Source organism: Sphingomonas sp. SL1004, from assembly GCF_057815015.1.
Map to the genome: position 1 here is coordinate 617,089 of NZ_JBYMUX010000001.1, position 12,718 is coordinate 629,806.

The 12,718-nt window shown below is 64.8% G+C and carries 10 protein-coding genes; 9 read left to right on the forward strand and 1 reads right to left on the reverse strand.

Annotated elements, in window-relative coordinates:
* Nucleotides 1–371 precede the first annotated feature (371 nt).
* Nucleotides 372–1,394: an IS110 family RNA-guided transposase gene (locus tag AC3D24_RS02875; protein WP_107956118.1), complete on the forward strand. Its 1,023-nt coding sequence runs from the start codon at nt 372–374 to the stop codon at nt 1,392–1,394.
* Nucleotides 1,395–1,741: 347 nt separating this feature from the next.
* On the forward strand, nt 1,742–2,017 hold the full coding sequence (locus AC3D24_RS02880; RefSeq protein WP_235982751.1) for a hypothetical protein: 276 nt from the start codon (nt 1,742–1,744) through the stop codon (nt 2,015–2,017).
* Nucleotides 2,018–2,339: 322 nt separating this feature from the next.
* Here the strand turns inward: AC3D24_RS02880 and AC3D24_RS02885 are convergent, their stop codons facing one another.
* Entirely contained in the window at nt 2,340–3,512 is a 1,173-nt protein-coding gene (locus AC3D24_RS02885; protein ID WP_489028008.1) for an alpha-hydroxy acid oxidase, read from the reverse strand.
* 296 nt (nt 3,513–3,808) lie between these two features.
* On the opposite strand from AC3D24_RS02885, the gene AC3D24_RS02890 reads away from it, so the two are divergent.
* From AC3D24_RS02890 to AC3D24_RS02920, 7 genes are all read left to right on the forward strand, one after another.
* A complete protein-coding gene (locus AC3D24_RS02890) occupies nt 3,809–4,276 on the forward strand; it encodes an NUDIX domain-containing protein (RefSeq protein ID WP_489028010.1) in 468 nt (155 codons plus the stop codon).
* 132 nt (nt 4,277–4,408) lie between these two features.
* Nucleotides 4,409–5,893 carry a carboxylesterase/lipase family protein gene (locus AC3D24_RS02895; protein ID WP_489028012.1) on the forward strand — a complete coding sequence of 495 codons (1,485 nt, stop codon included), beginning with the start codon at nt 4,409–4,411 and terminating at the stop codon, nt 5,891–5,893.
* 9 nt (nt 5,894–5,902) lie between these two features.
* Nucleotides 5,903–6,664: an SDR family NAD(P)-dependent oxidoreductase gene (locus AC3D24_RS02900; RefSeq protein WP_489028014.1), complete on the forward strand. Its 762-nt coding sequence runs from the start codon at nt 5,903–5,905 to the stop codon at nt 6,662–6,664.
* 129 nt (nt 6,665–6,793) lie between these two features.
* Nucleotides 6,794–8,953 carry a TonB-dependent receptor gene (locus AC3D24_RS02905; protein WP_489028016.1) on the forward strand — a complete coding sequence of 720 codons (2,160 nt, stop codon included), beginning with the start codon at nt 6,794–6,796 and terminating at the stop codon, nt 8,951–8,953.
* A 1-nt stretch (nt 8,954) separates the two neighbouring features.
* Nucleotides 8,955–10,358, forward strand: coding sequence for an FAD-binding oxidoreductase (locus AC3D24_RS02910; protein WP_056481447.1), 1,404 nt, complete (start codon nt 8,955–8,957; stop codon nt 10,356–10,358).
* Between the two features lie 51 nt (nt 10,359–10,409).
* The gene (locus tag AC3D24_RS02915; protein WP_489028018.1) at nt 10,410–11,345 is read left to right on the forward strand and encodes an alpha/beta hydrolase; all 936 of its coding nucleotides are present in this window, start codon (nt 10,410–10,412) and stop codon (nt 11,343–11,345) included.
* Nucleotides 11,346–11,354: 9 nt separating this feature from the next.
* On the forward strand, nt 11,355–12,659 hold the full coding sequence (locus tag AC3D24_RS02920; protein ID WP_489028020.1) for an MFS transporter: 1,305 nt from the start codon (nt 11,355–11,357) through the stop codon (nt 12,657–12,659).
* The last annotated feature ends 59 nt before the right edge of the window (nt 12,660–12,718 follow it).

Sequence of the window (12,718 nt, forward strand, 5' to 3'; positions counted from 1 at the left end):
ACTTGACGGAGGGGCTAACGCGAGTCAATCGCATTATCGTTCAGCAGGTCTTCGCCGGCTGGCGGATCGCGTGGCACACTGGGGTGACCGCTGAATGAGGTCGCACTCTGGGCGTTCGATCCGCCGGATTCCACGTAGCCGGGTGGCGTCGTAATGCCGGCAATACAGCCAACGTGGGTCATCTGAAGATACACGTAAGATGAACCTGGCGGTTGACGGAGGAGCGCTGTCTTAGTCGATTTCGCACGAAGCTGAACGAACGTCCGAAGCTGGAAAGGGTCTCCGACCGTCGCAGCGTCCGATTATGATGACGTGGACGGCTCTCCAACCCTCAAGCAGTATGTCCTGCGGAGAGTCGAAGGAGAGTCACGATGGGAAACGTCACAACGATCGGTCTGGATATCGCGAAGAACGTGTTTCAGGTGCACGGAGTGGATGCTGATGGCGCAGTGGTTGTTCGCCAGCGTCTGACGCGTGGGCGGATGTTGAAGTTCTTCGCCAAGCTGCCCCGGTGTCTGATCGGCATTGAGGCGTGTGCGACATCACACTTCTGGGCGCGCGAGCTGGTCGCGCTCGGGCATGACGTGAAGCTGATGCCGGCGCAGTACGTGAAGCCGTACGTCAAGCGAGGCAAGAACGATGCGGCTGATGCCGAGGCGATCTGCGAGGCCGTGACCCGCCCGACCATGCGCTTCGTCGGGATCAAGTCGCCCGAGCAGCAGAGCGCGATGATGCTCCATCGTGTCCGCCTGATCCTAAACCGCCAGCGCACGCAGCTGTCGAACGCGATGCGGGCGCACTTGGCCGAGTTCGGGATTGCAGCGCCGATTGGCAGAAACGGCATCGAGCAGCTCCTCGACGTAATCGCTGATCCTACCGATGAGCGCGTACCGGCCGATGCGCGGTTCTGCCTGGAGATGCTGGCAGCCCAGTTGCGCATCGTAAAGGAGCAGATCCTCGAGAACGATCGTCGCATCCTGGCGAGCGCACGCGAGACCGAGCTTGGTCGCCGGCTGATGGAGATACCCGGCGTGGGGCCACTGCTCGCCAGCGCCATCGTCGCCACGGTTCCTGACCCCGCGATCTTCCGCTCGGGCCGCAACCTGGCTGCTTGGATAGGCCTGGTGCCGCGGCAGAACTCGAGCGGCGGAAAGGAGCGGCTGGGCAGCATCACGAAGGCGGGCCACCAATATCTGCGTCAGATGCTGATCGTCGGCGCTATGGCAGTCGTGCGCTATGCCGAGCGGAACGGGGCTAAGCGGCCCTGGCTGGTGCAACTGCTTGCCAGGCGGAAGACCAAGGTCGCCGCGGTCGCGCTCGCTAACAAGAACGCCCGCATGATCTGGGCAATGATGGCCAGCGGCGAGCGCTATCGCGAGCCGCAGATCGCGTAACAGGATACGGTGCGGGCGACCACACCGGACGAGGTTGGGAAGGGCGGATAGGAGCTAATGCAACAAGCCGGTTGAACCGCCGGATCGGGAAAACCCACAAAGACCCAAGCACCTCGAGTGCGTGTTTGTGATCGGGACCCGAACCGCGCGAATGGCATTATGGCCAGCGGCGCTAAGAGCCGCACAACAGGTCGGACACATGGCCGCACCAACCAGCATTGCAACGCGACTGTTCAAGCTTGCCAACGGAGGGCCGTCCACACATGGGTCTTTGGATCGATCTCGGACGTGCCACCCGACTGGGGTCTGCCTTGCCAAGGATCGGGTGCGAGACCAACGGTGCGCGCATGACGGAAAAGCTGGCGATGTCCGAAGATTATGCACGCGGGCGGCGAGATGGACTGCGCTTGGCGCTGTCGATCCTGGAGGCAGAGGAGGCGAAGTGGGAGGCGCTGCTTGGTGAAAGCCCATCATGGCGGACGAATGCGACGCGTGCGATCCGACACAAGGCATATCAGGTCGCACGCAAGCGAGTGCAGACTGCGTTTAACCGGTTCCTGCCAAAGTCAGAGTCCGCATTGCCGGTCGAGGTTGCATCCATGATTGACCAAGCTGGATTGTAGGATGGTCGCCTTTGCGGGCTCTACCGTTCAACCCAGAATCGAGTTCGATCAAGGCGTTCAAACGTGATGAACGAACGGCAGGTTTTGGGGACCGGCAAAATTCCACAAGTGGGTCGATTCTAAATCTTTTTGGGAGTCATTTGCAGAAGTCGGCGAGAGCCCGAACTTTAGATCGTCAATCAGTCAATGAGGCTGGTTTCTCTTGAGTGCACCTATGCCGAAACACATCAGCGCCGCTCAAGGCGGCAGGCGTCGGATAGCCACGTGTCGATGAGCCTGCCCAATAGCGGATGCGACATGACGATCCCATTGGTGCCGAAAACTACGCCTTATCGCGCATATTTTCCCGAGTCCGAACATGGCGGCAGGACAGGGATGCGACATCATTGACGCCGGCCAGCGTCAGCGTGCGCTCGATTTCCTCGGTCAGCAGCGTCAGCACCCGGTCGACGCCTGCTTCTCCGGCGGCTGCGAGGCCGTACAGATAGGGACGCCCGATCGAACAGGCGGTCGCGCCTAGCGCCAACGCCTTCACCACGTCCGAGCCGCGCCGGATGCCGCCGTCGCAGATGACGTCCGGCGCATCGCCGACGGCGTCGCGTACCGCTGCGATCTGATCGATCGGCGCGGGCGCGCCGTCGAGCTGGCGACCCCCGTGATTGGAAACCATTACGCCGGTCGCGCCCGACGCGATGGAACGTCGCGCGTCCTCGGGTGTCATCACGCCCTTTATCGCGAGAGGACCGTTCCATTCGCGCGCGAGCCATTCGACGTCGCGCCAACCGACCGAGCGATCGAACTGGCCACCGATATAGTCGAACAGGCTCATCGGCCCCGATGCCAGCGCGTCGATCTTGTGACTGACGTTCGCAAGATCGAATCTCGATCCCGTCAGCGCGGGCAGCGACCATGAGGGATGACGCGCGAAGCTCAGCAACGACTTGAGCGTCAGCTTGGGCGGCAGCGACAGTCCGCTGCGCCGGTCTCGCTCGCGGTTGCCGGCGACCGGCGTGTCGACGGTCAGCGCCAGCCCGTGGAAGCCTGCGTCGCGACAGCGCGCGACGAACTCCGCGGTGAGGCCGCGGTCCTTGAAGATATAGATCTGGAAAACCTTCGGTCCGGCGAATGCCTGGGCAAGGTCTTCCAGCCGCGTCGTTCCCATCGTCGACAGGCTGTAGAGGATGCCGTGCCGCGCGGCCGCGCGCGCGACGGCGAGTTCCGCATGCCCGTGGAACATGCGGGTGAGACCGGTTGGCGCGAGCATGAGCGGCCATCGCGATGGTTGTCCGAAGAGCGTCATGCCGGTCCGGATCGCCGAGACATCGTTCAGTACGTCCGGGACAAGCTCGTAGTCCGAAAACGCGCTGACGTTTCGACGCAGCGACACCTCGTCGTCGGCCCCGCCGTCGATATAGTCGAAGATCGGTCGCGGCAGCCGTTTGCGTGCCATTAGGCGCAGGTCGGCAACGTTATTCGCACGACGAAGCTGCTTCATGATTGTCGCCACTTTTCGATCGCTGCCAACAGACCCTCTTTCACCATCGCCCTCCCACGTCGTAACGCCTCGCCGATGTCCGGAATGCAGGCACGGCGAGCAGACGTAATCTCGACGCGTCGTCCTTGCGATTCGGATTTCAGGGGCGCCGTCGCAGTCTGCGCGCATTCGGTGCTAGCGACGAAAGCATTCGCTGTGCGCGCCCGCTGCATGACTGTGCTTGCCGAGAAGCATATGCGCGTCGAACGAGGTTTCGGTAGTATTGCGACGCGTCGAACACATCGGGACATAAGCGCGTGGGCATATCGCATCGACTGATCGGCAAGGCGGCCAGATTGTTATGCCGAATCGGCAAGCCGCGCACGATCGGTGTTCGCGCGCTCCTGCTGGATCGGGACGGGCGGGTCGCGCTGGTGCGGCATACCTATGCCGATCACTGGTATCTCCCGGGCGGCGGCGTCAAGAAGGGCGAGAGTATCGAAGCGGCGCTGATGCGCGAGCTCGCAGAAGAGGTGGCGATTGCCGACGCGGTGATCGAGCGGGTCCTAGGGGTCTATCACAGCCGCCGAGAGGGCAAGGACGACCACATCGTGATCTTCGTCGTCCGAACCGCTACAAGCGGTATCCTCGCCCGTGCCGACCTGCGGGAGATCGAACAGGCTGGCTGGTTTGCGGTAGATGACCTGCCGGAGACGACATCTCCCGCGACCCGACGGCGAATCGCCGAATACCGGCAGGGGGCGACCGGAACCGGGGCCTGGTAACGCGGGCGCTCGCCAGCCCGCCGGACTGCACGATGAAAGCAACGATGGGCATAACGTGAGTTCGCGACGTACTTTGCCGGGCTGCTACCTTTGTTCTCCGACCGCGGCTGCGGATCGGGAGGAGAGAACATCGTGAGCCAACCCATCGTCTCGACCGCCGACGGTATCGTGCAGGGGAGCGCCGCGGGCGACGTACGGCGGTTCCTCGGCGTGCCCTACGCCGCGGCGCCGGTGGGTGCGAACCGGTTCGCACCGCCACAACCTGTCGTGCCGTGGTCAGGCGTACGCGACGCGACATTGGCCGGACCGAACGCACCGCAGCGGACCAAGGCGTTCCCCGGCCTCGATACCGTACCGCTGATCGGCGAGGGCTGGGCGCCGGGCGACGAGTATCTGACGGCGAATATCTGGCGGCCCGATGACGACCGAACTGGCCTGCCGGTGATGGTGTTCATCCACGGCGGCGGGTTCGTCATTGGTAGCAAGGATGCGCCGGTGCAGGACGGCGCGACGTTCGCGCGCGACGGCGTGATCTGCGTCGCGATCAATTACCGGATGGGCGTGGACGGTTTCCTGCCGATCCCCGGCGTGCCGACCAACCTGGGTCTGCGCGACATGATCGCGGCGCTGACATGGGTAAGAGACGGGATAACCGCGTTCGGCGGCGATCCGGACAACGTCACGGTGTTCGGTGAGTCCGCGGGGGCCATGGCGATCGCCGATCTGATCGCCTCGCCGCTCGCCAAGGGACTGTTCCGGCGGGCGATCGTTCAGAGCGGACACGGCGGAATGACGCGGTCGGTCCCGGTGATGCAGCGACTGGTGAAGAAGCTCGCGAAGATCCTGAAGATCACCCCCGACGCGACCGGCTTCGGCAGCGTGCCGTACGACGCATTGATCGACGCGGTCGAGGCGGTATCCGCACCGACCGCGCGGATCGATCTGCGCGACGAGGCGGGCCACGAACCGGTGTTCGGGATCAGCCGCTTCGTCCCCGTCCACGGCGACGACGTGCTGCCGCAACGTCCGCTCGATGCGCTGGCGAACGGCGCTGGCGCGGAGGTGGACCTGCTGATCGGCACCAATGCGGAGGAGATGAACCTTTATCTCGTCCCCACCGGCGTGCGTGACAAAATTGGGCGGTTGCTGGCGACCTATGTCCTTCACAAGTCGCAACCGCATGCGCGCAAGGTGGTTAAGGCCTACGGGATCGGCACGAAGGGCAGGAAGCCGGGACAGGCGCTGACGGACGCGATGAACGACCTCGTCTTTCGCTGGCCAGCGCGCAGGTTTGCGGAAGCGCACAAGGGGCGCACGCACATGTACGAATTCGACTGGCGCTCGCCGATGTTCGGCGGCGAGCTTGGTGCCTCACACGGGATGGAGCTTCCGTTCGTGTTCGATACCTTGGCGTGTGCGACCGGCGAGCAGGGTCTGTGCGGACCCAATCCGCCGCAGGATCTGGCCGAACGGATGCACGCGCTGTGGATCCGGTTCGCGACCGATGGCCGCCTGCCCTGGGTCGAATTCGATGCCGAAACGCGGCAGGTCTATTCGCTTGTCCGGCAGGAGGCGCGGCATGAGCCAGTCATGCCGGCCGCACCCTTCCTGCCCTGAGGACCGACGATGTATCTCGAACGACTGAAGCTGACCGGCCGTCGTGCGCTCGTGACGGGGGGCGCGGCGGGGATCGGCCTGGCGTGTGCCGAAGCGCTGGCCGAAATGGGCGCTTACGTGACGATCGCCGACCGCGACGACGGTGCGATCGCTTCCGGGCAGGCTGCGCTCTCGGACAAGGGCTATGCGGTCGACGGTATCGCGATGGACGTGACCGACTCGGCACGCGTCACCACGGTCGCAGATCAGCTCGGGGCGATCGACATCCTCGCCAACAATGCCGGGATCGCGCGCAGTGAAACCCCAGCGGAAGACGTCGCCGACGAGCATTGGCTGAACGTGCTCGACGTCAACCTCAACGGCACCTTCTGGTGTGCGCGCGCCTTTGGCCGTCACATGCTGGCGGCGGGGAGGGGCGCGATCGTCAATGTCGGGTCGATGAGCGGTTTCATCGTCAACCGGCCGCAACCGCAGAGTTATTACAACGCGTCGAAGGCCGCAGTGCACCAGCTTACCAAGAGCCTCGCTGCCGAATGGGCGCCACGCGGCGTCCGCGTCAACGCGGTTGCGCCGACCTATATAAACACCGTCCTCAACAGCTTCGCGGATCGCGAGGGCGAAATGTACAAGCGCTGGATCGACGGCACGCCGCAGGGCCGACTCGGCGAACCCGAAGAAGTCGCGTCGATCGTTGCATTCCTAGCCTCGGATGCGGCGAGCCTGATGACCGGCAGCATCGTCCTCGCCGACGGCGGCTATAGCTGTTGGTAACGCACCGATCGGCGAAGCCCGCGAGCCGGACGGCATAGCGCGGAACCTTTCATACAGGTAAGCTATCGGATAGCTCTGACTGTAGAAGTAGCCGGCGATGGATCGGCGCTCTAAAGGGATGAGGATCCAATGCGCTTCAAGACATTGCTCGCCGCAGGATGCGCCGCCGCCGCCTTCACGACCGTGCCGGCCTACGCACAGGACGCCGCCGATACGGCCAAGACCGCAACGCCCGTCAGCTCCGATGACATCGTCGTCACCGCCCGCCAGCGCCAGGAGTCGCTGAAGGATGTGCCTATCGCAGTCACCGCGATCACGGGCGACCGGCTGAAGGAGCTGCAGGTCAACACCGTCAAGGACGTCGCGTCCTACACGCCGGGCCTCAACATCAATTCGGACAGCGTAGGCCGCGCGTTCGTGTCGATCCGCGGCATCGGTACGACGCTGATCGACACCGTACAGCCGGGCGTCGGCATCTTCATCGACGGCGTCTATCAGCCGAACACCTCCTACCTCAACTCACCGATCGTCGACGTTGCACGGATTGAGGTTCTCCGCGGACCGCAGGGGACGCTGTTCGGCAACAACACGCTGGGCGGCGCGATCAACGTCATCACACGCCAGCCGGGTAACGAATGGGAAGGGCGGTTCGACGCGGCCGTCGCCGGCACGGACAATTACGCGTCGGTCTCGGGCTCGGTCAGCGGGCCGATCGTCCGCGATCTGCTCCAGTTCCGGATCGGCGCCTCCTATCACGAGCAGGACGGCTTCATGCGCAACACGCTGACGATCGGCGACATGAACCCGCTGAAACAGCAGAGCGTCGGCGGCACGTTGCGCTTCACGCCGGCGGATTGGGCGGTGTTCACCGTCAACGGCAATTACGACCGGACCGCGGGCGGCAGCACGTCGTATATCCACGTCGCCGGGCCGACCGATTACCGCCTGGACGGCGCGACCAACGTCCTGAACCGCGCGGTGATCGACTATTACGGCGCGAGCGTGAAGGGCGAGTTCGATGCCGCTTCGCTCAAGACCAAGATCACCGCGATCGGCGCCTACAACCAGAAGAATGTCGCCGGAATCAACGACGGCGATTTCGGCCCCGTCGACCTGCTCCGCACCCGCGGCGGTTCGACCTTGAAGACCAAGACCGCCGAACTCCGCTTCGATACGCAGTGGAGCGACGCGTTCTCGACGTTGATCGGGCTGTACGGCAACCGCTACACGCAGACGAGCGATCAGCTGACGACGATCGACTTCCGCGCGCTGCTGGGGCCGACCTTCCCGGCGCCGGCCTCGACCACGCCGTCGTCGACCTATGTCCGCAACGACACGCGCGCGATCTTCGCCACCGCGTTCCTGAAAGTCGGCACGCTCGATCTCGCCGTCGGCGGCCGGTACGATCACCAGAAGCTGGTCGCCAGCCAGGTCAACGGCACCACGCCCTATACCGCGCCCGAGTACAAGAAGAACCAGTTCCAGCCGCGCGTCACGCTGACGCAGCACTGGACACCGGCAGTGATGAGCTACGCCTCGGTCGCCAAGGGTATCCGCGGCGGTGGCCAGAACGGTCCGGGCACGCGGCCGGAGGATGCGACTTACAAGGGCGACAATGTCTGGACCTACGAACTCGGCACCAAGTTCGACGCGTTCGACCGTCGCCTGACGATCAACGCAGACGTGTTCTACAACGACTACAAGGACTTCATCGGCCAGAACTCGCTCGCGCCCAACACCAGCGGCGGATTTGTCGCGATCAACCTGAACACCGGCACTGTTGAAAGCTACGGCGCGGAAGTGGAGGCGCATCTGCGCGTGACGAACCAGTGGCGGATCGATGCCGGCGCGTCCTATCTCCATGCCCGCATCACCGACGACAGCCAGTATTTCGCGACCACCGGCGTCCACGTATCGAGCGACCGGATCATCTTCACGCCCGATTACAACTTCAATTTCAACACGACCTACACCGTGCCGGTCGGCGACAATGCGGTGCTGCTCGATGCCGGGATCTTCGGGAAGGGCAGCCGCATCGGCTCCTCGCTCGACCCCAATGTCGCGCCGAAACTATCGGCCTATGCGATCACCAACGCCTCACTCGGCTTCCGTTTCTCGAGTGGCCTGACCGTCACGGCGTTCGGCACCAACCTGTTCAACACCAAGTTCATCGAGAGCTATATCGACAAGTCGGCGCTGGTGCGGGCCGGGCTCGCGCCGCTGGCGTCGAACCTCGCCATCCAGGGCGATCGCCGCCGCTACGGCGTGCGCGCCAGCTTCCGGTTCTAGGATGACCATGCATTTCGACCCCATAGAGCGCGCACCGCTCGACCCCGCGTTCGTCGCGGCGCTCAAGCAGCGGTTCGGCGATGCGCTCCAGATGAGCGACGCGATGCGGCTCCACCACGGCAGCAGCGAGGCGCATTTCGCGCCGATGCTGCCCGACGCGGTCGTCTTCGCGCGATCGACCGAGGAGGTCGTCGATCTCGTCAAGCTGTGCACCGCCGCCAAGGTGCCGATCGTGGCTTTCGGGGCTGGCACCTCGATCGAGGGTAATACGCTGGCGGTGCAGGGTGGCGTCTCGGTCGACCTGTCCGAGATGACGCAGATCGTGTCGATCAACGCCGAGGACTTCGACTGCACGGTGCAGGCGGGGGTCCGCCGCGAGCAGCTGAACGAACATATCCGCGACCTGGGGCTGTTCTTCCCGATCGATCCCGGCGCCAATGCGACGATCGGCGGGATGGCGGCGACGCGCGCGAGCGGGACCAACGCGGTGCGCTACGGCACGATGCGCGAGGCGGTGCTGAGCCTGCGCGTGGTGACGCCCGACGGCCGCGAGATCCGCACCAGCCGCCGCGCGCGCAAGTCAGCGGCGGGGTATGATCTTACCCGGCTATTCGTCGGCTCCGAGGGGACGCTCGGCATCATCACCGAGGTGACGCTGCGGCTGCACGGCATTCCCGAGGCGATCTCGTCCGCGGTGTGCAGCTTCGACACGCTGAACGGCGCGGTCGATACCGTGGTGCAGGCGATCCAGATCGGCGTGCCGCTCGCCCGCGTGGAAATCCTCGACGACATGCAGATGAAGGCGGTCAACGCCTGGTCGAAGCTCGACTATCCCGAACTGACGACGCTGTTCTTCGAATTCCACGGCTCGCCGCGCTATGTCGACGAACAGGCCGAGACGGTGCGTGAACTCGCGGCGGCGAACGGCGGCGGCGACTTCCGTTGGTCGAATCTGCCCGAGGAACGCTCGAAGCTGTGGAAGGCGCGACACGAGGCGTATTACGCGGCGGTCAACCTGCGTCCGGGCGCGGTCGGCTGGGCGACCGACGTGTGCGTGCCGATCAGCCGCCTGGCGGAGTGCATCGGCGAGACCAAGGCCGACCTCCAGGCGTCGTCGGTCCCGGCAACCATTCTCGGCCATGTCGGCGACGGCAATTTCCACGTCGTCTTCTCGATCGATCCGGAGTCCGAGGCGGAACTCGCCGAGGTGTCGGCGATCAACGCAAGGATGGTCGAGCGTGCGCTGGCGATGGACGGCACCTGCACCGGCGAGCACGGCATCGGCATCGGCAAGCAGGATTGGCTGGTCGCGGAACTGGGCGATGCGGTCGATCTGATGCGGACGCTGAAGCATGCGCTCGATCCTGACAACCTGTTCAACCCGGGCAAGATCTTCGCGTTCTGAACGCCGTTCCGATATCGAACGTGCGTCAAAATGAAAATCGTGGAGAGAATGATGGACAGCCTGCACCTGGTGGACCCAACGCTGCGCCCGCTGCTGGAGATCTTGCCGCCGATATCGCTCAATGCCGATATCCTGCCGGCATTGCGGAACCGGCCGCCGATGTTGCCGCCGGCCGACGAGTCACTGGCGACGCGTGAGATCCATACGGTTCCAGGGCCTGCCGGAGCGCCCGATATCGACCTGCACGTCTTCCGCCCGGTGGGCGTCACTGGCGTCCTGCCCTGTATCTATCACATCCACGGCGGCGGCTATGTGATGGGCAAGGTGTCCGAATATGATCCGCTGGTCCGTCCGCTGATCGCCGACCTGCAATGCGTCATGGTGTCGGTCGAGTATCGCCTCGCGCCCGAGACGAATTTTCCGGGTCCGATCGAGGATTGCTATGCCGGGCTCGCCTGGACGATCGCGAATGCCGAGGACCTCGGAATCGATCCGACCCGGCTCGGCGTGATGGGGCAGAGCGCAGGCGGCGGGTATGCCGCGGCGCTGGCGCTGATGGTGCGCGATCGTGGTGAGTATGCACTAGCGTTCCAGCACCTGATATACCCGATGCTCGACGATCGCACCTGCACCGCACCGCCGCATCCGTACGCCGGCGAGTTTATCTGGACCGCGCAGAGCAATCGCTTCGGCTGGAGTTCGTTGCTCGGCCACGCCCCCGGTGGCGACGACGTCTCGCCCTACGCGGCACCGGCCCGCGCCACCGACCTCGGCAACCTGCCGCGTGCCTATATCGCGACCGGTGCGCTCGATCTCTTCGTCGACGAGGACATCGACTATGCCACGCGGTTGATCCGCGCCGGCGTGCCGGTCGAGCTTCACGTTTATCCCGGCGGCTATCACGCCTTCGATGTCTTCGCCGACGGTCCGGTCTCGCAACAGGCGCGCCGCGACAGCCACGAGGCACTGCGCCGTGCGCTTGCATAAGGACCTCCCATGACCGATTTCGCCCGACCGATCGAGGCGGCCTCACCGCCGTTCGCAAGGACGCTGCTGCCGTTGCTCGCGCTCGCGCTCGCGATGGCGGTCGGCTTCACGATGATGGGCTCGTTCGGGACGGTGCAGGAGGGCGCGAAGGCCGAACTCCACCTCAGCGACTATACGCTGAGCCTGATCCAGGGACTGTCCGCGGCACTGCCGCTCGCGGTGTTCTCGATCCCGATCGGTATCCTGGTCGATCGCTACAACCGCGTGCGGATGATGATCGCGCTCGCGCTAGTGTGGACGCTCGGCACGGTGCTAACCGCGTTCGCGCAGGGCGTGCCGGTGTTGTTCGTGGCGCGCATGCTGACCGGGATCGGCACGACCGGCGCCTTGACCGCGGCGCTGTCGCTGTGCGCCGACTTCTGCGTTCCAACGCAGCGGGGTAGGGCCATGCTAATCGTCAACCTCGGCAAGTCGCTCGGCGTTGCGCTCGCCCTGGGCTTGTCAGGCGCGCTGTTCGGCCTGTTCGCGCATGGCGGCGCGCCGGCATGGTTCGCAGGCATGATGCCGTGGCGCAGCGTCCATCTGGGCCTTGCCGTCGTCAGCGTGTTTGCCATCCTGCCGCTGTTCTTTTTGCGCGAACCGGCGCGGCAGGAGGTTGCGGCGGGCACGCATGCGCCGTTCAAGGTCGTCGCTGGCGAACTCTGGGCGCGTCGCGTGTTCCTGATCCCCTTGTTCATCGGCCAGATCAGCGTGGTGATGGCCGATGCCGCTGCCGGAATCTGGGTCTCGCCGGTCCTGTCGCGCAATTTCCACCTGCAGCCCGACCAGTTCGCGGGATGGATGGGTACGCTGCTCTTTGGCTCGGGCGTCGTGGGTGCGATCGTCGGTGGCCTGTCCGCCGACCGCGGGCAGAAGAGCGGTCAGCGCGGAGGCCTGCTGATCGGTGCGATCGTTGCCGCCGCAGTCGGCGTACCCGCCGCGCTGTTCCCGATCATGCCCTCGGTCCCGCTGTTCGGGGTCGCGGTCGGCCTGCTCGTGACGTGCGGCGCGGTGACGGGCGTAGTGACCTCGGTGGCGTTGACCGTGCTCATTCCCAACGAGCTGCGTGGGTTGTGCATCGGCGCGTTCATCGCGATGGCCGGGCTGATTGGCTACGGTCTCGCACCGACGCTGGTCGCGGCGGCAAGCGGCATGCTGGGCGGCGAGGCGCATCTCGCGCAAGGTCTTGCAATCGTCGGCGTGGTGACCAGCGCGATCTCCGTCGTCGCCTTCACGGTGGCGATGCGTCGCGCGCCGGTATCGGCAACGGCCTGACCTGTAAGATAGCTCTTGCGCGAGCTATCCGATAGCTGCATGATCGACCCAATCCCGGC